Annotated in this window: 18 protein-coding genes; 14 read left to right on the forward strand and 4 right to left on the reverse strand. The window is 38.3% G+C overall.

Annotated elements, in window-relative coordinates:
* Window positions 1-4 precede the first annotated feature (4 nt).
* The 3 genes from nqrF (at window position 5) to nqrM (ending at window position 2,580) form a co-directional block, all read left to right on the forward strand.
* Entirely contained in the window at window positions 5-1,231 is a 1,227-nt protein-coding gene (gene nqrF / locus GWJ05_RS16050) for an NADH:ubiquinone reductase (Na(+)-transporting) subunit F (protein ID WP_036932603.1), read from the forward strand.
* A gap of 79 nt (window positions 1,232-1,310) precedes the next feature.
* The gene (locus GWJ05_RS16055) at window positions 1,311-2,333 is read left to right on the forward strand and encodes an FAD:protein FMN transferase (RefSeq protein WP_036932602.1); all 1,023 of its coding nucleotides are present in this window, start codon (window positions 1,311-1,313) and stop codon (window positions 2,331-2,333) included.
* Between the two features lie 19 nt (window positions 2,334-2,352).
* Window positions 2,353-2,580, forward strand: coding sequence for a (Na+)-NQR maturation NqrM (gene nqrM, locus GWJ05_RS16060; protein WP_036932601.1), 228 nt, complete (start codon window positions 2,353-2,355; stop codon window positions 2,578-2,580).
* Window positions 2,581-2,711: 131 nt separating this feature from the next.
* Here the strand turns inward: nqrM and GWJ05_RS16065 are convergent, their stop codons facing one another.
* Together GWJ05_RS16065 and GWJ05_RS16070 are read right to left on the reverse strand one after the other, a co-directional pair.
* Window positions 2,712-2,924 (reverse strand): CsbD family protein, encoded by a 213-nt coding sequence (locus GWJ05_RS16065; protein ID WP_036932600.1) that lies wholly within the window; start codon window positions 2,922-2,924, stop codon window positions 2,712-2,714.
* 92 nt (window positions 2,925-3,016) lie between these two features.
* Window positions 3,017-3,889 carry a glycerophosphodiester phosphodiesterase family protein gene (locus GWJ05_RS16070; protein ID WP_036932599.1) on the reverse strand — a complete coding sequence of 291 codons (873 nt, stop codon included), beginning with the start codon at window positions 3,887-3,889 and terminating at the stop codon, window positions 3,017-3,019.
* A gap of 233 nt (window positions 3,890-4,122) precedes the next feature.
* On the opposite strand from GWJ05_RS16070, the gene dinB reads away from it, so the two are divergent.
* Window positions 4,123-5,178 carry a DNA polymerase IV gene (gene dinB, locus GWJ05_RS16075; RefSeq protein ID WP_036932598.1) on the forward strand — a complete coding sequence of 352 codons (1,056 nt, stop codon included), beginning with the start codon at window positions 4,123-4,125 and terminating at the stop codon, window positions 5,176-5,178.
* Window positions 5,179-5,259: 81 nt separating this feature from the next.
* On the opposite strand, the gene GWJ05_RS16080 is transcribed toward dinB, so the two are convergent.
* Both GWJ05_RS16080 and pepD read right to left on the reverse strand, forming a co-directional pair.
* Window positions 5,260-7,422, reverse strand: coding sequence for a TonB-dependent siderophore receptor (locus GWJ05_RS16080; RefSeq protein WP_161681504.1), 2,163 nt, complete (start codon window positions 7,420-7,422; stop codon window positions 5,260-5,262).
* Between the two features lie 295 nt (window positions 7,423-7,717).
* Window positions 7,718-9,175 carry a beta-Ala-His dipeptidase gene (gene pepD / locus GWJ05_RS16085; protein WP_036932596.1) on the reverse strand — a complete coding sequence of 486 codons (1,458 nt, stop codon included), beginning with the start codon at window positions 9,173-9,175 and terminating at the stop codon, window positions 7,718-7,720.
* A 352-nt stretch (window positions 9,176-9,527) separates the two neighbouring features.
* Between pepD and gpt the strand changes: the two genes are divergently transcribed.
* From gpt to recA, 10 genes are all read left to right on the forward strand, one after another.
* Window positions 9,528-9,989, forward strand: a complete 462-nt coding sequence (gene gpt / locus GWJ05_RS16090; protein ID WP_036932595.1) for a xanthine phosphoribosyltransferase — start codon at window positions 9,528-9,530, stop codon at window positions 9,987-9,989.
* A gap of 195 nt (window positions 9,990-10,184) precedes the next feature.
* Window positions 10,185-11,435 (forward strand): esterase FrsA, encoded by a 1,251-nt coding sequence (frsA, locus tag GWJ05_RS16095; protein WP_036932594.1) that lies wholly within the window; start codon window positions 10,185-10,187, stop codon window positions 11,433-11,435.
* Window positions 11,436-11,506: 71 nt separating this feature from the next.
* Window positions 11,507-11,908 carry a sigma factor-binding protein Crl gene (crl, locus tag GWJ05_RS16100; protein ID WP_036932593.1) on the forward strand — a complete coding sequence of 134 codons (402 nt, stop codon included), beginning with the start codon at window positions 11,507-11,509 and terminating at the stop codon, window positions 11,906-11,908.
* 115 nt (window positions 11,909-12,023) lie between these two features.
* The gene (gene proB, locus GWJ05_RS16105; protein ID WP_036932592.1) at window positions 12,024-13,127 is read left to right on the forward strand and encodes a glutamate 5-kinase; all 1,104 of its coding nucleotides are present in this window, start codon (window positions 12,024-12,026) and stop codon (window positions 13,125-13,127) included.
* Between the two features lie 10 nt (window positions 13,128-13,137).
* The gene (locus GWJ05_RS16110; protein WP_123821959.1) at window positions 13,138-14,391 is read left to right on the forward strand and encodes a glutamate-5-semialdehyde dehydrogenase; all 1,254 of its coding nucleotides are present in this window, start codon (window positions 13,138-13,140) and stop codon (window positions 14,389-14,391) included.
* A gap of 143 nt (window positions 14,392-14,534) precedes the next feature.
* Window positions 14,535-15,047 (forward strand): shikimate kinase AroL, encoded by a 513-nt coding sequence (gene aroL / locus GWJ05_RS16115; RefSeq protein WP_036932590.1) that lies wholly within the window; start codon window positions 14,535-14,537, stop codon window positions 15,045-15,047.
* 103 nt (window positions 15,048-15,150) lie between these two features.
* Window positions 15,151-17,310 (forward strand): bifunctional acyl-ACP--phospholipid O-acyltransferase/long-chain-fatty-acid--ACP ligase, encoded by a 2,160-nt coding sequence (aas, locus tag GWJ05_RS16120; protein ID WP_082239414.1) that lies wholly within the window; start codon window positions 15,151-15,153, stop codon window positions 17,308-17,310.
* Window positions 17,310-18,509, forward strand: coding sequence for a lysophospholipid transporter LplT (gene lplT / locus GWJ05_RS16125; RefSeq protein ID WP_036932589.1), 1,200 nt, complete (start codon window positions 17,310-17,312; stop codon window positions 18,507-18,509). The genes aas and lplT overlap by 1 nt, the downstream gene beginning before the upstream one ends.
* A 36-nt stretch (window positions 18,510-18,545) precedes the next feature.
* Window positions 18,546-19,052, forward strand: a complete 507-nt coding sequence (pncC, locus tag GWJ05_RS16130) for a nicotinamide-nucleotide amidase (protein ID WP_036932588.1) — start codon at window positions 18,546-18,548, stop codon at window positions 19,050-19,052.
* 107 nt (window positions 19,053-19,159) lie between these two features.
* Window positions 19,160-20,218: a recombinase RecA gene (recA, locus tag GWJ05_RS16135; RefSeq protein WP_036932587.1), complete on the forward strand. Its 1,059-nt coding sequence runs from the start codon at window positions 19,160-19,162 to the stop codon at window positions 20,216-20,218.
* The last annotated feature ends 193 nt before the right edge of the window (window positions 20,219-20,411 follow it).

A 20,411-nucleotide genomic window follows, 5' to 3' on the forward strand; every position in this document is an offset into this window, starting at 1 on the left:
ACTCATGGATATAATTATTCTAGGTGTCGTGATGTTTACCCTGATTGTATTGGTGTTAACGGCTTTGATTTTGTTTGCAAAATCAAAACTGGTCAATACAGGGGATATTTCAGTTGAGGTCAATGGAGACCCAGACAAAAGCTTTAATGCACCAGCAGGTGATAAATTACTAAACGTATTGTCAAACGAAGGTATTTTTATTTCATCCGCTTGTGGTGGCGGTGGCTCTTGTGGTCAGTGTCGCGTTAAAGTACTCGAAGGTGGTGGTGATATTCTGCCAACAGAACTTTCGCATATTAACAAGCGAGAAGCTAAAGAAGGTTGTCGTTTAGCCTGTCAGGTTAACGTAAAAAACAACCTGAAATTAGAATTACCTGAAGAAATCTTCGGTGTTAAGAAATGGGAATGTGAAGTTATCTCAAACGATAACAAAGCAACTTTCATTAAAGAATTAGTGTTAAAAATTCCTGAAGGTGAAGTTGTGCCTTTCCGTGCTGGTGGATTTATTCAGATTGAATGTCCTCCTCATACTGTACGTTATGAAGATTTTGATGTCCCTGAAGAGTATCGTGAAGACTGGGATAAATTTAATTTGTTCCGCTACGTTTCTGATGTAAAGGAAACAACAGTACGTGCTTATTCAATGGCAAACTACCCTGAAGAGCATGGCATCATCATGTTAAACGTGCGTATTGCAACACCACCACCACGTAATCCTGATGTGCCACCAGGTATTATGTCATCCTATATTTGGTCATTAAAACCAGGTGATAAGGTGACAATTTCAGGGCCATTTGGTGAGTTCTTTGCGAAAGAAACAGATGCTGAGATGATCTTTATTGGTGGGGGGGCCGGTATGGCACCAATGCGCTCACATATTTTTGATCAGCTAAAACGTTTACATACTAAACGTAAAATTAGCTTCTGGTATGGTGCTCGTTCTGTACGTGAAATGTTCTACACTGAAGATTTCGATATGCTTGCAAAAGAAAACGAAAACTTCACCTGGAATGTCGCACTTTCAGATGCCTTACCTGAAGATAACTGGACGGGATATACCGGATTTATTCACAATGTGTTGTTTGAGAATTACCTTAAAAATCACCCAGCACCAGAAGACTGTGAATTTTATATGTGTGGACCGCCAGTAATGAACGCAGCTGTTATTAAAATGCTCAAAGACTTAGGCGTTGAAGATGAGAACATTATGCTGGATGACTTTGGTGGTTGATCCTAACTTCCAATAAGCATAAATGAATGAAATGACAAGCGCCCACTTATGTGGGCGCTCATGATCAGAAGAGAGAGTTATGTTAAAAAGAAAGATGATAAATTGGATAGTGATGCTGTCTGCGTTAATTCTATTGTCTGCATGTGGTGAAAAACAGCAGGTATTAGAAGGCGAAACCATGGGAACTTATTACTCGATTAAATACGTCCCTGATAGTAATTCACCTCCACAAAACGTCTTACAAACAGAAATTGATCGTATACTTGAAGAGGTTAACGATCAAATGTCAACATATCGCCCTCATTCTGAATTAAGTCGTTTCAATCAAAGTCGTGAAATTAATACCCCATTCCCCGTTTCACCCGCTACTGCTAAAGTAGTGAGTGAAGCTATTCGTATTAATAAAATAACGGATGGTGCTTTAGATGTGACTGTTGGGCCTTTAGTGAATTTATGGGGTTTTGGCCCTGAAGGTCGATTTACTCACCAACCCTCTGAAGAGGAATTAGCAAAACGTAAACAGTGGATTGGTATTGATTACCTTGCAGTTGAAGGTAATACTCTGATCAAGAAGATCCCTGAACTTTATGTTGATCTCTCTTCTATTGCTAAAGGCTATGGTGTTGATGCTGTAGCTGAGTATTTAATGTCACAGAATATCACTAACTATATGGTTGATATTGGTGGTGAAGTAAGAACTCAAGGTGTGAATGGTAATGACAAACTTTGGCGTATAGCGATTGAAAAACCAGCTAATGATGGTACAAAACAGAGTGTACAGTTAATTATTGAACCTGGTGACAATTCAATTGCAACTTCAGGTGATTACCGTAACTATTTTGAGGAAAATGGTGTCCGTTTTTCTCATACTATTGACCCAACCACAGGTCATCCTATTAAACATAACCTTGTTTCTATTACTGTGATTGTACCCACTTGCATGAGTGCTGATGGTCTTTCTACTGGATTGAATGTTTTAGGACCTGAAAAAGGGTTAGACGTAGCAAATGAACTAAATATTCCTGTCTTTATGATAGTGAAAACTGAAAATGGGTTTGAAGAGCGCTATAGTAAAGCATTCGCCCCATTCTTAAAAAAATAGAATTTAAGGAGAGAAGGTTATGTTAAAAATATTTCTTTTTGCCTTCATCTTATTCTTAATTGCCTTCTTTGGAATGGCGTTAGGATATATTGTAAAGCGTAAGAGCCTTCAAGGTAGTTGCGGTGGTTTAGGAGCTATGGGGATAGAAAAAGAGTGCGATTGCCCTGAGCCATGTGATGCACGTAAAAAACGTATGGCAAAAGAGTCCGCACGAGAAGAGCTACTAAAAAAGAATCGAATTCTTTAACAATAAGAAATATTCTTCGATAAAAAAAGAGTGATGGATTTTAGTTGCCATCACTCTTTTTTATTTCATTCTAAAAAAATTTTAATAGAACTAAAGTAAGATCATAAAAAACAAAACTTTTTGTCAAAGGATCACTTCCATGGATAAGGGTTTTGTCCCTCCCACTCTAAAACTTCTTTTTTGGCTTCTTCGTAGGAATAGTCATAATGCTCTTGAAGTTTACCAATCAATTGCTCTCGAGTGCCTTCGATAACATCAAGTTCATCATGGGTGATTTTTCCCCATTTTTCTTTTACTTTTCCTTTGAATAAATTCCAATCACCCGAAATTTTATTGTTTAACATTTTATTCCTCCTTACTTATTTCCATCAGATAACATGATTAAGTGTAGAAGAGAATGAAGTGAAGATAAAAGTGAATGCCTAAATCGACTTATTTACTCTTTTCTAAATGCTTTCATTTTAGCTGGAGAATCGACCATAACTGCATCAGCGCCTAATTCAGTAGCCTGAATATAATCTTTTTCGGTGTTGATACCAAAAAGAACAATATGAGCATTGCCACCAGCACGAAAACATGACATTGCATCTTTATCCCAACTAAGAATTGAAGCCGAACGTGCCTCGCCTAAAGTATATTTTTCAACAACCTCTACTTTTCGATGTAATTCAAGTCCATACCAACGAGTAATATCTAAATTTTCAGGTAATAAACAAATGTGACTCATCGTTATATTTGCAAGGATATCACGAGTGATATCACGACTTTCAAAACGCTCTACATTGGTAGGTAGTGCTTCAAGAAAGGCTGTGTTAGTGGAATAAACTCGAGTTCTATCAAGTGCATTATGTTTACTGAGAACAGAGGCCAATGCTTCGCCTTGAACTGCGGGATCAGCATCTGGCGATTTTAAATCAAGATAAAATTGAGTAGTAGGAAATTGAGTTAGGATTTCATCTAAGGTGGGAATAGTAACCCCTTTGTTTCGATAAGGAAATTGCTGTGTTTCTCCAAATTTATAGCCTGCATCCCATTGTTTAAGTTGTTGTGCAGTAAATTCAGAAACAGCACCTTGTCCATTAGTTAAGCTTTTTAAATCACTAGGGCGGTAAAGTACAGGAACGTTATCTTTCGATAATTGAACCGTGATCCAAATTGCGTCAGCTTGATTAGAGAGTGCTGTTTTTATAGCAACTTCAGTATTTTCTGGTGCATCAGCGGTGCCACCACGATGTGCGATAATTTTAGGGGATGCCATAAGAATTACAGAATAAAAAAAGAGAGAAATAGCAATAAATAATTTGATCATGAAAAATAATTTCCTTGTTTTATATATAGTTACAAAACAATCATTAAAGTAAATGTAATTAATCAACAAGCAAAAACAATCTAGCATCACTTTGTGACAATTCTATAAATAAACAGACTAATTCAGACTTTTATGAGAAATACACCTACATCTAGGGATATGAGAACGAATAAAAATTGCAGTTAATATTTACTTACTGTATATTTAAACAGTAAATGAGGTGAGGTGATTGTATGCGTAAAATTATTCATGTTGATATGGATTGTTTTTATGCGGCGATTGAAATGCGTGATAATCCAGCACTAAAAGAGATCCCAATTGCGGTTGGTGGAAATGCTTCTAGCCGAGGCGTTATCTGCACCGCGAATTATCTCGCACGTCGCTTTGGTGTACGTAGTGCTATGTCAACGGCCACAGCATTGAAACTATGTCCTCATTTAAAAGTCTTGCCCGGCAGAATGGCACTCTATAAAGAAACCTCAGCAAAAATTCGCCATATATTTTCTCGTTATACTGATCTTATTGAGCCTCTTTCACTTGATGAAGCATATCTTGATGTTTCGGAAAGTAAGCACTGTCATGGCTCTGCAACGTTGATAGCCCAAGAAATTCGCCAACAGATTGTTGACGAACTTAATCTCACGGCATCAGCGGGTATTGCACCAATTAAATTTCTTGCCAAAATTGCATCTGATATCAATAAACCAAACGGACAATATGTTATTACACCAGAACAAGTCGATGATTTTATTCTAAAATTACCACTCAACAAAATACCCGGTGTAGGAAAGGTGACGTTTGCACGTTTACAAGACATGGGATTAGAAACCTGTGCAGATATTCGTCGTACGGATGTTATTTCTCTGGTTAAAGCACTTGGAAAGTTTGGTCAAAATTTATGGGAACGTAGTCATGGTATTGATGCTCGTCAAATAAACCCGGATAGACTGAGAAAATCGGTAGGTGTTGAGCGTACTTTTGCGACAGATATTAATTCATGGGATGACTGCTTAGTATTACTTGATGGGTTGTATAACGAATTAGAAAAACGTCTCACAAAAGTTAAACCTGATCTAAGGATAGCAAGGCAAGGCGTTAAGCTGAAATTTGATGATTTTCAATTAACGACACAAGAGCATACTCATCCTATCTTAGAAAAAGCCGATTTAATAAATATTGCCTATCAAGCATGGCATGAGCGCCGAAATGGGCGAGGTGTACGGTTAATCGGGTTTCATGTCACTTTGCAAGATCCACAAATAGAGCGACAGCTTCTTTTAGCGTTATAAGAATTTAAAAAAAACCATAGCCGATCAACAGATTGGCTATGGTTAGGGTATTTATTTGCTGCATAGTTAATTTATGTAGCATTACCAGCGATAATTCATCGTTGCTGTCATCGTTCTACCAATGCCATAAAAACATGCAGTATCACCTGCACAAGAGGCAACATAATGTTTATTCGCAATATTATTCATATTTAGTTGAATTTCAGCTCCTTTTAAAGATGGTGATAATTCTCCTAAAGAATAGCCTACCATTGCGTCATACAACGTTACCGCAGGTACACTGACTGTATTTTTAGTATCACCTTGAGATACACCCACATATCTCACACCAAAGCCCGCTTTAGCACCATTAAGTAACCCAGAGATTACATCATATTGACCCCAAAATGAGGCCATGTGCTTAGGAACTCTTGGTAATTCTTTCCCTTGTGTTCCCGTAATAATGGTTTTTCTTACTTCGGTATCGGTATAAGCATAGCTACTAATTAATGAAATATTGTCAGTTAATTGGCTATTAATTTGAGCTTCAACACCCCGGCTTCTAATTTCACCCACGGGTTCAAAATAGGCTTTTTCGGCATTATAGTTAGTCACATTACGCTGTTGTAATTGATAAACAGAGAGCGTTGCTAATGTTTGTTGATTAGGGGTGAAATATTTAATTCCCGCTTCTAATTGGCGTCCTTCACTTGGATCAAATGGTGGTGCACCTGGTGCTCTACGCGTTTGTAAATTAGGTTCAAAAGAGGTGCTATAACTTATATAAGATGAAATACCATTATCAAAAGCATATAAAAGACCAGCACGACCCGTTAATTTATGATCATCTTGCTGATCATATGAGGTTGCTAAGAAGTCATGAGTTCGTACTTGCGCCCAGTCTTGGCGTAAACCTGCCAGTAATATCCAATTTTGCCATTGGAGCTGATCTTGTAGATACACCCCAATCTGATCCCGTTTTTGTAACTGATCGGTTGCAGGCTTTTGTAAGGTCATATTAATTGGATAGCTATAATTAGGATCACGCCAATCAAGATCGTATTCCGAGCCCATCGCACGACGTAAATTATCTTGATCTTTACTCCATTGATAATCAATACCCGCAATCACAGTATGATCGATTTTTGCGGTAGTGAAATCGACTTGTAAGCGAGTGTCTATTCCTAAAGTTTCTGTTTCACGTTGTTCTTGTTGAGCCCTGCGTTCAAGTACATAAGGATTGTCTTTTCTTAATGAACCGAAAACAAGGTATTTATATTTCTGATTAATATGATTATAACGAGCATTTTGTACGATTTTGAGTGAGTCACTAAATTCATGTTCGAATTCATAGCCTATACCATATTGTTGACGCCACGATTGGTGATAATCAGGGTTGTTTACGTCGAAATCAAAAGGAATAATGCCTTCAGGTGTTTTTTTCACAGTACCATAAGCAGGTAAAAAGTTACGATAACCAGCTTCAGGCTCTTGTTGAATAAAACTTAATAATGTTAAGCGTGTTTGTTCATTAGATAAAAAAGTAATCACTGGAGCAAGGGCAAAACGCTCTTCTTTATAGTTTTTTATTTGAGTGTGTTGTGTTTTGGCAATACCATTTAGGCGATAAAGAATACGATTGTCATCACTTAAAGCACCTGAAAAGTCGAATGCAGTTTCAGCCAATTGATCATTGCCTGCTCGCACTTGAATATGGCGAATAGATGTTGCCGTGGGTCTTTTGCTAGTCATTGCAACAAGGCCACCAGGATTTACTTGACCATAAAGAACAGACGCTGGCCCTTTAACAACTTCAACGCGTTCTAATAACCATGGATCAAGTGCCCCCGTCGATGATGAAGCGCCCATTCCATAACTTAAACCATCTAGAAAACGTGGTGCATAACTGTATCCACGAATAAAAACTTCATCATTACGGTTAGAGCTACCTCTATATTCAGTGAAAACCCCAGGTGTATAACGTAAGGCTTGTGAAACAGAACTTACATCTTGAGCATCCATTTGATCACGAGTAATAACCGTAATGGATTGTGGTGTTTTTTCAATTTCAGTAGGTAATTTATTTGCTGAGAGTGTCTTTGTGGCGAGAAACCCCGAAACAGGGGCTTGTGGATCTTGTGATGGAGTTGCGGTGACAATTATCTTTTCAGACACATTTTGATTAACTGTCGCATGAATTTGAACCGAGAGTAAACTTAAAGGTAAGGCAAGAAAGACATTAGTAATACAATTTTTGTTAGACACAATAGAACCTTTTGAATTTTTATTTTTTCATTTGAAATCCGGAAGGCATGAAAATATCACTCAATAAACATTAATACTAATGATAATAATTATCATTCTATATATTTAATTTATTAAGCTTTGTTTTTTATTCCATGATGGAATAACTGTTAAATTTATTGGTTATATGAGGAATAAATTATGATATTTAAGGAAAATTGAGTGTGAGTAGGAAAATAAATTATTTTTTTGTGATGGTTTTAGCCACGAAAAACCCGCCAATTAAGCGGGTTTCATTATGATGTTTAAAGCAAGATTATTTAGCAGGGATCGCTTTTAAAATTGCTGTTAATAACTGCCAGTATTGACCGACACTTTTAATGTGAACGCGTTCGTCTGGGGAGTGAGCACCCCGGATTGTTGGCCCAATAGAAACCATATCCATATCTGGGTAAGGTTTTTTAAATAGACCACACTCAAGGCCCGCATGGATAACCATGATATTTGGTACTTTATCAAACAACTGTTGATAAGTATCGCGAACTAAATGCATTACTGGAGAGTCTGCATCGGGTTTCCAACCTGGGTAACCGCCTTTGGTTTCGATATCCGCTTTAGCCAGTTTTGCCAATGCTGTCAGCATGCTAACAACATAAGTTTTACCGCTATCAATCAGAGAACGAATTAAGCACAGGATCTCTACTTTATCGTCAACAATGCCAACAACACCTACGTTTAATGAAGTTTCAACAACACCTTCAACATCGTCACTCATACGAATAACACCATTTGGCATAGCATTAAGTAGGTTGATTAAGCGTTCTTGACAATCTGCTGTGAAAACTTTTTTATCTGTTGTTGTATCAATTAATTCAATTTTCAGATTTTTTTCAGCAATAGCTAATTCTGTTTTTAACAGAGCTTCAAATTTCGCTTTTACTGCGTCTAGCTGGCTTGCTTTATCCGCTGGAATTGCAAAAACAATGTTTGCTTCACGAGGAATAGCATTACGCAGTGTACCACCGTGGAAATCAATTAATTTCAGTGATAATTCTTCTGCGTGACCTGCTAAGAAACGTGCTAATAATTTATTTGCATTACCTAAACCTAAATGGATATCACCACCTGAGTGACCACCATTTAATCCTTTCAGTACTAGTTGCTTAACAACATGGCCTGCTGGAATTGCTTCATAAGAAAGGCTTACCGTGGTTTTAACATCAATACCACCCGCACAGCCCATGTAGATTTCACCTTCTTCTTCAGAGTCTGTGTTGATAAGAATATCAGCTTGTAACCAGCCTGGTTGTAAACCAAAAGCACCGTCCATGCCTGTTTCTTCTGTCATGGTTAACAGTACTTCTAATGGACCATGTTTTACGGTATCGTCAGCTAAAACAGCTAATGCGGATGCCATACCAACACCGTTATCAGCACCTAATGTTGTGCCTTTTGCTTTGATCCATTCACCGTCAATATAAGGTTGAATTGGATCTTTAGTGAAGTCATGAACTGTATCGTTGTTTTTTTGTGGCACCATATCTAAGTGTGCTTGTAAAACAACGGTTTTACGATCTTCCATGCCTTTAGTCGCAGGCTTGCGAATTAAAATATTGCCGACAGCATCGCGCTCGGCAAAAAGACCTTTTTCACTTGCCCATGAAAGAATGTGGGAAGCTAAGGCTTCTTCATGATGTGATGGATGTGGAATCGAACAAATTTTTGCAAAAATATCCCATAATGGTTGTGGGGATAGAGTAGATAGTTCAGACACGATGGATCTCCTCTAACAGCATCTGTGTTATTAATAGCCTACCGCTTTTTTAAGGGTTAGCTTTATTATTCTGAGCGTTATACGCCAATGTAATCGAGAATATCACTTTCTTCTGATGAATGCGTCATTCTATTCATCTCTCTATCTAAGAAATTAGATCTTTATTTGCATTCATTTTTTATATGGTTCATTTTTTAATCATAAAAAAGTAATACAGAAAAAAATGAGGATAATCTCACCTCTTTTCACGTTTTCTCTGGTTTTTAGGCGCTCAAATCACTATAATCTCGCGCAACCTTTTTTTCCGCAAAAAAAGCTTCTCTCGCATTCAAGTAGCTAGGATCACAATATTATGAGCGAAAAATATGTTGTAACGTGGGATATGTTGCAAATACATGCCCGTCAATTGGCGCAACGTTTATTACCAGTCGAACAGTGGACAGGCATTATTGCTGTCAGCCGTGGGGGATTAGTCCCTGCTGCATTACTTGCTCGTGAATTAGGTATCCGTCATGTGGATACAGTCTGCATTTCTAGCTATGACCATGATCATCAGCGTGACCTCAAAATCTTAAAAAAAGCAGAAGGTGATGGTGAAGGCTTTATCGTTGTTGACGATTTAGTTGATACAGGTGGTACGGCGAAAGTTATCCGCGATATGTATCCTAAAGCCCACTTTGTGACTATCTTTGCAAAACCCGAAGGGCGTCCATTAGTGGATGATTTCGTGGTTGATATCCCACAGAATACTTGGATTGAACAGCCTTGGGATATGGGCGTTGTCTTTATTCCGCCCGTTTGCGATCAAAAATAATTTGGTAGTATTTATTGAGCTGTTTTAATAAAAATCCTCGCCTTGGCGGGGATTTTTTTATGTTTTTATTCTTTCCTCGAATTAGGCCTTCGTGCGATTACCTTCGTGATACCCTCTGTTCATATTGATTTCATGCTATGATAAAGCCAGACTTCTTAGCCCCTTTATTCGATATCGACTGATTTGAAGAGTGATATGGTAAACAATACAAACCTTTCTGAAACGCTATTTAAACCCAGAGCAAAACATGCTGAAACCTCAACACTAATTCAGTACACTCATCCAAAATCGAATATCAATACGTCTACTGTGCTTAATGGCACAAGTCAGCAAAATTGGTATCGTACTATTCAGCGTTTACTTTGGATCTGGCGTGGTATTTCACCTATTGAAATAGAAGAAGTTTTAAGCCGAATTGCAATACATGATGCCCCTCGAAGTGATGATAAATTTATTGACACCGTTGTGGGGTATCGTAAAGGTGGCTGGTCATATGAATGGTCACATCAAGCTATGATTTGGCAACAAAAAGCATTACGAAAAGAATCTGGAGATGCGGCTGCTGATTGCTGGTTACGGGCTGCGCATTTATATAGTATTGCGGCGTATCCTTTTATTAATGGTGATTTTTTAGCCGATCAAGCCGTTACTTTATCGATGAAAGCCTTTGAGAATGCAACAAAATTTTCTTCTTTTGAGGTGAAAAAACTCACATTTAAATTAGAAGGAAAAGGGACGACTACTGGTTTTCTACATTTACCTAAAGACTGTAGAGGCCCTTACCCTACGGTGTTATTTTGCGGTGGGTTAGATGGTCTTCAAAGCGATTATGTCAGTTTCTTTAGGGAGTATTTATCACCTAAAGGTATTGCGATGTTAACGCTAGATATGCCTTCAATTGGTTATTCAATAAAACAGAAATTGACAGAAGATACTTGTCAGTTACAAGGCGAAGTTCTAAAACAACTTTCTGAAGTACCTTGGGTTGATCATACTCGTGTTGGTGTGATGGGGTTTCGTTTTGGCGGTAATATTGCTGTACGTCTAGCTTATATTTACCCAAAATTAATTAAAGGTGTTGTCGCCTTAGGGCCGTTAATCCATTCTTTCTTTACCCAGGCCGAATTACAAAAAAAAATTCCTGTAATGTATCTTGATGTATTAGCGAGTCGTTTAGGTTTATGGAATATTGATGAAAATAATCTTCGATTATCATTAAGCAGTTATTCACTGAAAAACCAAGGACTGATTGGACGACGAATTCCAGTTCCTATGATGGGCGTTTACTGGAAAGGCGATGAAATGAGCCCTAAAGAGGATTCACAGTTAATTGCACGTTCTTCTATGGATGGCGATATTCTAGCAATTAATGAAAAACCGCTTTATAAAGGGCTAGAGCTCGCGTTACAAAAAAGTGCTGACTGGATCTATGACAAATTAATATAATTAATCTTTAACAATAACTTGCTAATTATACTAGATTATATAACAGTAGAGTTTCTAAGGAGACTGAATTTATGACTTCATCTTTGAACCCTACCCGAGGTAAGTTATTAAAGCGTTTTGCTCAAATCGGCCCCTATATCCGAGAGCAACAATGCCAAGAGAGCCAGTTCTTTTTTGACTGTTTAGCTGTTTGTGTGAATAAGAAAGTCGTACCAGAAAAACGTGAGTTTTGGGGCTGGTGGATGAAATTAGAACGCAACAATGAACAGCTCATTTATCATTATCAAATTGGACTATTTGATAAAAATGGTGATTGGATCCATCAGAACATCAGTAAAAATGATGTTGCTGAATCAATCAATGAAACACTGATCCGTTTTCATCAATTTCTTAAAACAGCAGTGAGTGAATTAGAGATGACACTTATTCCTGATGAAAAAATGAACAAATTTCCGCTTCCGATTCAGCCCTAATTTTGTGTTAGGGCAACTTTTCATAGATTTTGCGTTATGTCGGTTGGCATAACGCTTCTCTCCTGATAAAACTGTGTATTATCTTTTTAAATAATCAACAAGAATGGTAAATGTTATGAGTAGCAGCCAAACACTGGTTGTTAAATTAGGGACAAGTGTACTTACTGGTGGTTCACGACGTCTGGATCAGTCTCATATTGTTGAGCTGGTTCGCCAATGCGCTAAACAACACGAAAAAGGTCATCGGATTATTATTGTTACTTCGGGGGCAATTGCAGCAGGGCGTGAATATTTGAATTATCCTGATTTACCTGCAACCATTGCTTCTAAGCAGTTGCTTGCCGCTGTAGGCCAAAGCGCATTAATTCAAGTATGGAAACAATTATTTGCTATCTATGGTATTCATATTGGTCAGATGTTGTTAACACGTGCAGATATTGAAGATAGAGAACGCTTCTTGAATGCGCGTGATACATTACATGCATTATTAGATAACCGCATTATTCCAGTTATTAATGAAAACGATGCCGTTGCTACCGCAGAAATTAAAGTAGGGGATAACGATAATTTATCTGCATTAGCCGCTATTTTAGGAAGCGCTGATAAGCTGTTATTACTGACTGATATTGAAGGATTATATACTGCTGATCCTCGTAGTAATCCTGAAGCTAAACTTATTCCCGAAGTTTTTGATATCAATGACGAATTACGTGAAATGGCGGGTGATAGTGTATCTGGTTTAGGTACAGGCGGAATGGCAACAAAATTACAAGCTGCCACTGTTGCTGGGCGTGCAGGTATTGATGTTGTCATAGCGGCAGGAATACAACCTGAGGTGATTGGTAAAGTTATCAATAATGAACCTGTTGGAACTTTATTTCATGGATTACAAAGCCCATTAGAAGCTCGTAAACGATGGATCTTTGGCGCACCAATAGCAGGTATTATTGTGGTTGATGAAGGGGCTGAAAAAGCAATTAAAGAAAAAGGCAGCTCCCTTTTACCGAAAGGCATTAAAGAAATAAAAGGCGATTTCTCTCGTGGGAGCGTTATTCGTATTCAAAGTTTACAGGGTAAAGATCTCGCTCATGGTGTTGCTCACTATAATAGTGATGCACTGCGCTTAATTGCAGGCCACCATTCACAAGAAATTAGTCAAATTTTAGGTTATGAGTATGGCAGTGTTGCTGTACATCGTGACGATATGATTGTTAGCTAAGGAGCCTTCGATGTTAGAACAAATGGGTAAATCAGCAAGAGAAGCATCTTGGCATTTAGCTCAATTATCGACAGAGCAAAAAAATCAGGCATTACTGGTTATGGCTGATTTATTAGAGCAACAAGAAGCTTCAATTCTTGCAGCCAATGAAAAAGATATGCAAGCAGCTCGTGAAGCCAATATTAATGCAGCTATGCTTGATCGTTTATTGTTGACTTCTGAACGTTTAAAAGCGATTGCTGATGATGTTCGACAAGTATGTCGCTTAGAAGATCCTGTGGGACAAGTTATTGATGGGCGTATGTTAGATAGTGGCTTACGTTTAGAGCGTCGCCGTGTGCCATTAGGTGTTGTTGGTGTTATTTACGAAGCTCGTCCTAATGTTACAATTGATGTTGCTTCATTATGTTTGAAAACAGGTAATGCAGCCATTCTTCGTGGTGGAAAAGAGACACATCATACAAATCAAGCTGTGGTTGCCGTTATTCAACAAGCGCTTGAGAAGTGTGGTATTCCCGCGGGGGCTATTCAAGCCATCGATAAGCCAGATCGTGAACTTGTCGCGAAAATGCTAAAAATGGATGAGTATATTGATATGCTTATTCCTCGTGGGGGGGCAGGCCTACATAGGCTTTGCCGTGAACAATCGACAATTCCAGTTATCACTGGTGGTATTGGTGTTTGCCATACATTTGTTGATGACAGTGCCGATTTAGAAAAAGCATTAACAGTTATTGTGAATGCAAAAGTGCAACGCCCAAGTGCATGTAATTCTTTAGAAACGCTTTTAGTACATGAAGATATCGCGGATCTATTTTTACCACAACTAAGTGACGCCATGGCAGCGCAAAAGGTGACTTTACACTCAAGTGAAAAAGCATTAGCTGGGTTAAAAAAAGGCGGAGCAACGATTGTTGATGTAAAAGATGCTGATTATTGTGATGAATGGTTATCACTTGATTTAAATGTAGAAGTGGTAAGTGGATTAACTGAAGCAATTAACCATATTCGCCGTTATGGAACTGCACATTCAGACGCAATTTTGACACAATCTATTGCTAATGCTGATCGCTTTGTTCGCCAAGTAGATTCTGCTGCTGTTTATGTTAATGCGAGTACACGCTTTACTGATGGTGGACAATTTGGCTTAGGTGCCGAGGTCGCTGTTAGCACACAAAAATTACATGCTCGAGGACCGATGGGATTAGATGCCCTAACGACCTATAAATGGATTGGCTATGGTGATAATACAATTCGCCGTTAATTATTGAAATTATTAAATAAGCCATACTTTTCTAAAGTGTGGCTTTATTTTTTTGTTACATCAGGTATGATGTTTTATACTTTACAGTATGTAAATTTTTAATTACACCCTAATGGGAATACCCTATGGAGATAGTGCATTTTATGGAAAGTACAATTTACCTTATCGGGCCTCGAGGTGCAGGGAAAACAACAGTAGGTAAAGCACTTTCTCTCTCTTTAAATTATAGATTTATTGATACGGATTATTGGATAACCCAAAAGTATCAACAAACTATATCCGCGATGGTGGCAGAAAAAGGTTGGGATTTTTTTCGTCAAATAGAATCAGAAGCACTTATTCAAGTTAGTCAACCTAACCAAGTTATTTCAACTGGTGGTGGCATGGTTTTGGCAGATAAAAATCGCGCTTATATGAAAAACTCAGGTGTCACAGTTTATTTACAGGCCTCGGTTGAAACGCTAGTTGAACGCTTATCTCAAGATCCTAATGAAGCACAAAGACCTAGCTTAACGGGGAAAACGTTAGTTTCAGAGATGCATGATGTTTTAATTAAGCGTGAGCCTTTATATATGCAGTGTGCAGATATCACTGTTGATGCTGGATTATCTATTAATGAAATTATTGCGGTAATTCTTGCAAAACTCATCAAATAATTAGGTAGTCGTCCGATATAAAGGATAAAACAAAAGACATCTATTTTATTTTCATCACATCCTATTTATAGTAAGGCTAATTATAGCAAAATGAGATATGGATATGATGTTAATAGCGTTTTTTAAAACACTATTTAAATTCTTCTTTAGAATAAGAATTGAAGGACTTGTTAATCAGTTTTCGCAATATGAAAAATGTATAATTACACCTAATCATACTTCTTTTATTGACGGTATATTATTACGTTTATTCCTACCTATTAATCCTGTATTTGCTGTTTATACTTCAGTGGCTTCTGCAAAAACGACAAAATGGTTAGGTCGTTATGCCGATATTGTACCTTTAGATCCTGCTAATCCAATGGCTGTACGGCATCTTGTGAAAGAAGTGGATAAAGGCCGTCCAGTGGTTATTTTCCCTGAAGGGAGAATTACCGTGACCAATGGTTTGATGAAAATCTATGAAGGTGCTGCTTTTATTGCTGCAAAATCAGGTGCTAAAGTGGTTCCTATCAGAATTGAAGGCGCTGAATTTAGCTATTTTTCACGAGTCCGTAAAAGTTTACGTATAAAGTCCAAATTTTTTCCTCGAATCACGATAAAGGTGTTGCCTGCAATTGATTTACCTATGCCAAAAGCAGAAAAATCATCAGAGCGTCGTCGGTTAGCAGGTGAAGCGATGCGCGATATTATGATGAATGCTATTATGCAAACGCGCCCAGCATTTACGCTATATGAGGCCTTCTTGCAAGCGATGTCTCAATATGGGCGATTTAGCCCGTTAATTTCAGATATCAATCTAAAAGAAGATTCTTACCAAGGATTATTGAAAAAAACGTTAGGGATCAGCCGGCTGATTGAACGTTACACAGTACCTAATGAGCGTATTGGCTTGTTATTGCCAAACACAACGGTAACAGCGGCTGCATTATTAGGTGCCACAATGCGCCAACGTGTTGTGGCTATGCTTAACTATACTGCGGGTAGCTTAGGCGTACAAAATGCAATGAAAGCAGCTTCAATCAAAACCATTTTTACATCACGCCAATTTTTAGAAAAAGGGAACTTATTACATATTCCTGAACAAACTCCGGAAGCGAATTGGATTTACCTTGAAGATCTCAAAGATAGTGTGACGCGTGAAGATAAACGCTGGATCCTCAAACATCTTATTACTCCACATAAAGCGATGTTACCGCAAAAATCGACGGATGCTGCGGTTATTTTATTTACGTCAGGATCTGAAGGTACGCCTAAAGGTGTTGTTCATAGTCATTCAAGTTTACTGGCTAACGTAGATCAAATTCGTGCTATTGCTGACTTTTCACCTAAAGATAAATTTATGTCAGCATTACCGTTATTCCATGCATTTGGCCTAACTGCTTGTCTATTAACGCCAATTTGCTTAGGCGCTCGTGTTTTTCTTTATCCAAGCCCATTACACTATCGCGTTGTGCCTGAATTAGTGTATGACCAAAATTGTACAGTGTTATTTGGTACATCAACCTTTTTAGGTAATTACGGCAAATTTGCTCATCCTTATGATTTTGCCAGAGTTAGGTATGTGGTTGCTGGTGCTGAAAAACTATCAGAATCAACTCGTATTTTATGGCAAGAAAAGTTCGGTATCCGCATTTTGGAAGGTTATGGTGTTACCGAATGTGCACCTGTTGTGTCAATCAACGTACCTATGAGTGCTAAAACACATACCGTAGGCCGTTTATTACCGGGCATGGAAGGGCGACTTATCCCAATGAATGGGATCGCGGAAGGGGGACGACTACAATTACGTGGCCCGAATGTCATGATGGGGTATTTACGTGTTGAATCACCAGAAAACCTAGAAGTCCCCGTAGCTACAAACGCGGAAGGTATTGATGAAGAAGGTTGGTATGACACTGGTGATATTGTTGCTATCGATAGTGAAGGTTATTGCACTATTAAAGGGCGCGTAAAACGCTTTGCTAAAATTGCTGGTGAGATGGTCTCTCTTGAAGGTGTCGAGCAACTTGCACGTAAAGCATCTAAAGGTGAGCACGCAGTCGTGGCTATCAGCGATAAACGTAGAGGAGAATCCTTGGTACTGTTTACAACAGATAAGCAATTGGATCGTAGCGCATTATCAACACTGGCTAAAGCAGAAGGTGTTGCGGAAATAGCCGTACCGAAAGATATTCGTTTTGTTAAAGAAATTCCTGTTCTTGGGAGTGGGAAAACGGATTTTGTCTCATTGAAAAAACTTGCTGAACAGGAAAATAACTAATGTCAGAGAATATTAGCCAGCCTCCTTTAATGAGTAGGGGAATGAAAGCAGTATTGTTATCGCAATTTCTTTCTGCTTTTGCTGATAATGCACTACTGTTTGCCATTTTAGCTCAGTTTAAGTCAGCTCTTTACCCTGAATGGAGCCAGCCTGTTTTACAAATGGTCTTTGTGCTGGCTTTTATTCTTTTAGCCCCTTTTGTGGGGCAAGTTGCTGATCGTAATCCTAAGGGGAGGGTTATGCTCAGTGGTAATATCTTAAAATTTGTGGGGGCTTTTCTTATTTGTGTGGGCTCTGATCCCTTCTTAGGTTATGCCTTAGTCGGGATTGGTGCTGCAGTTTATTCTCCAGCCAAATATGGTATTTTAGGCGAATTAACCGATGGAGAGCGTTTAGTCAAAGCGAATGGTTTAATGGAAGCATCAACCATTGCTGCTATTTTATTGGGCTCAGTGATTGGTGGTTTTCTCTCTGATTGGAGTATTGTTTTTGCATTAGGTGTCTGTGCAATGATGTACGCTTTGGCGGTTCTTGTTAACTTTGGTATCCCTAAATTATCTGCCGCGCAAATAGGTCGAGGTTGGAACATAAAAAAAATGTTCGCTCAATTTCTTGAGGCAACAGGTACTTTATGGGCAGATAAAGAAAGTCGTTTTTCATTAGTGGGAACCAGTATGTTTTGGGGCGCAGGCGTGACTTTGCGTTTTTTGCTCGTTCAATGGGTACCTATTGCATTAGGCATGACTGATAACACCACTCCAACAATATTAAATGCGATGGTGGCTATTGGTATTGTTGTTGGCGCTGGATTAGCCGCTAAATTTGTAACACTGAAAACAGTACGTCGCTGTATGCCTGCGGGTATTTTAATTGGCCTTGGGGTCGTTTACTTTTCATTGCAAACCTCAATTATTCCATCTTATTTAATCCTTATCGTTATTGGTATTTTTGGTGGCTTCTTTGTAGTTCCATTGAATGCACTATTACAAGATAAAGGAAAGCACAGCGTGGGAGCGGGTAATGCTATCGCAGTACAAAACTTAGGTGAAAATACAGCGATGCTATTAATGTTAGGCTTGTTCTCACTGGTTACCAGTATTGGAATATCTGTTGTTGCCATCGGAATTGGATTTGGTGCTATCTTTGCACTCGCAATAGGTGGTTTATGGTTATGGGATTGCACTAGAAAGAAATCTTAAACAGTAGGATTTAGAATAGAGGTTAGATGAACCTTAATGATAAATTACGATGAAATGACTCACTTAAGTATTGAAGTGGGTAACGCGCTAATTGAAAAGAAGAGCACGATAACAACGGCAGAATCTTGTACTGGTGGATGGATTGCAAAAGTCATCACAGATATTGCAGGAAGCTCTGATTATTATCACCGTGGCTTTGTGACCTACAGTAACGAAGCAAAGCATGAAATGATAGGTGTTGATGAACAAACCTTGATTAAATATGGCGCTGTTAGCGAAGAAGTCGTTCTAGAAATGGCGAAAGGCGCACTTGATGCTGCAAATGCCGATTTTGCTGTTTCTGTCAGTGGTATTGCAGGCCCTGGTGGAGGTAGTAAAGAAAAACCAGTGGGCTTAGTTTGGTTTGGCTTTGCGGTTAAAACAACAACCGGTGTTCAGGTAACAGCAAAACACTGTATATTCAGTGGTTCGCGAGAGCAAGTAAGAGCAGAATCTGTTATTTTTTCTTTAAAATCAATTCTTAAAGAAATTATAAATAATTAACTTGATACTGTATGATTATACAGTATAATGAGTTTCAACAAGCAAAATCATATACGTTTTAATGGTAGTGACCCATCTTTATGCTTCACTGCCCAGAGGGAGATAACATGGCTATTGATGAAAACAAACAAAAAGCATTGGCCGCAGCACTTGGTCAAATTGAAAAGCAATTTGGTAAAGGGTCTATCATGCGTTTGGGCGAAGATCGTTCCATGAACGTTGAAACCATCTCTACGGGATCTTTATCATTAGACGTTGCTTTAGGTGCTGGTGGTTTACCACGTGGTCGTATTGTTGAAATCTATGGCCCAGAATCTTCAGGTAAAACAACTTTAACATTACAAGTTATCGCTTCAGCTCAACGTGAAGGCAAAATTTGTGCTTTTATCGATGCTGAACATGCTTTAGATCCAATCTATGCCCAAAAATTGGGTGTAGATATTGATAACCTACTGTGTTCTCAGCCTGATACGGGTGAGCAAGCCTTAGAAATTTGTGATGCATTATCTCGTTCTGGTGCTGTTGATGTTATCGTTGTTGACTCTGTAGCAGCATTAACACCAAAAGCTGAAATTGAAGGTGAAATCGGCGATTCTCACGTAGGTTTAGCCGCTCGTATGATGAGCCAAGCTATGCGTAAGTTAGCGGGTAACCTAAAAAATTCCAATACGTTACTTATTTTTATCAACCAAATCCGTATGAAAATTGGTGTTATGTTCGGTAACCCAGAAACCACAACTGGTGGTAATGCACTTAAATTCTACGCATCTGTTCGTTTAGATATTCGTCGCATTGGTTCTGTTAAAAACGGTGATGAAGTTGTGGGAAGTGAAACCCGCGTTAAAGTTGTAAAAAATAAGATTGCAGCGCCATTTAAACAAGCTGAATTCCAAATTATGTACGGCGAAGGTATTAATACTTTTGGTGAGCTTATCGATTTAGGTGTTAAACATAAATTGGTAGAAAAAGCAGGTGCATGGTACAGCTACAATGGCGAGAAGATTGGTCAAGGTAAAGCTAATGCAACAACTTATCTAAAAGAACATCCAGAGATGTACGATGAATTAAATACAAAATTACGTGAAATGTTATTAAATCATGCAGGTGAGTTTACAAGTGCGGCTGATTTTGCCAATGAAGGTAAGACTGAAGAGACAGAAGAATAATCTCTCGGCTCGTAATAGAATGACTAAAATTGATAGTGTATTTAGATAAATTACTATTATTGTAATGGTAAATAGCTAGTCAATTAATGTGATTTAACTCACTTAAAAAGGAAGCTCTAAAAAGGCTTCCTTTTTGTTATGTGTAGTTTTATTTATCCAAGTTATGGCTTATATTGGTTTTATTCTGTTTTCT

Source organism: Proteus sp. G2626 (assembly GCF_009915985.1).
Classification (GTDB): domain Bacteria; phylum Pseudomonadota; class Gammaproteobacteria; order Enterobacterales; family Enterobacteriaceae; genus Proteus; species Proteus vulgaris.

What these genes read in the sequence shown, in the direction of transcription:
- GWJ05_RS16070 (WP_036932599.1), bottom strand. Translation starts at nt 3,889, where the DNA reads ATGATCAAATTATTTATTGCTATTTCTCTCTTTTTTTATTCTGTAATT.
- gpt (WP_036932595.1), top strand. Translation starts at nt 9,528, where the DNA reads ATGAGCGAAAAATATGTTGTAACGTGGGATATGTTGCAAATACATGCC.
- nqrF (WP_036932603.1), top strand. Translation starts at nt 5, where the DNA reads ATGGATATAATTATTCTAGGTGTCGTGATGTTTACCCTGATTGTATTG.
- aas (WP_082239414.1), top strand. Translation starts at nt 15,151, where the DNA reads ATGATGTTAATAGCGTTTTTTAAAACACTATTTAAATTCTTCTTTAGA.
- pncC (WP_036932588.1), top strand. Translation starts at nt 18,546, where the DNA reads ATGATAAATTACGATGAAATGACTCACTTAAGTATTGAAGTGGGTAAC.
- nqrM (WP_036932601.1), top strand. Translation starts at nt 2,353, where the DNA reads ATGTTAAAAATATTTCTTTTTGCCTTCATCTTATTCTTAATTGCCTTC.
- proB (WP_036932592.1), top strand. Translation starts at nt 12,024, where the DNA reads ATGAGTAGCAGCCAAACACTGGTTGTTAAATTAGGGACAAGTGTACTT.
- aroL (WP_036932590.1), top strand. Translation starts at nt 14,535, where the DNA reads ATGGAAAGTACAATTTACCTTATCGGGCCTCGAGGTGCAGGGAAAACA.
- lplT (WP_036932589.1), top strand. Translation starts at nt 17,310, where the DNA reads ATGTCAGAGAATATTAGCCAGCCTCCTTTAATGAGTAGGGGAATGAAA.
- recA (WP_036932587.1), top strand. Translation starts at nt 19,160, where the DNA reads ATGGCTATTGATGAAAACAAACAAAAAGCATTGGCCGCAGCACTTGGT.
- GWJ05_RS16110 (WP_123821959.1), top strand. Translation starts at nt 13,138, where the DNA reads ATGTTAGAACAAATGGGTAAATCAGCAAGAGAAGCATCTTGGCATTTA.
- crl (WP_036932593.1), top strand. Translation starts at nt 11,507, where the DNA reads ATGACTTCATCTTTGAACCCTACCCGAGGTAAGTTATTAAAGCGTTTT.
- GWJ05_RS16055 (WP_036932602.1), top strand. Translation starts at nt 1,311, where the DNA reads ATGTTAAAAAGAAAGATGATAAATTGGATAGTGATGCTGTCTGCGTTA.
- frsA (WP_036932594.1), top strand. Translation starts at nt 10,185, where the DNA reads ATGGTAAACAATACAAACCTTTCTGAAACGCTATTTAAACCCAGAGCA.
- GWJ05_RS16065 (WP_036932600.1), bottom strand. Translation starts at nt 2,924, where the DNA reads ATGTTAAACAATAAAATTTCGGGTGATTGGAATTTATTCAAAGGAAAA.
- dinB (WP_036932598.1), top strand. Translation starts at nt 4,123, where the DNA reads ATGCGTAAAATTATTCATGTTGATATGGATTGTTTTTATGCGGCGATT.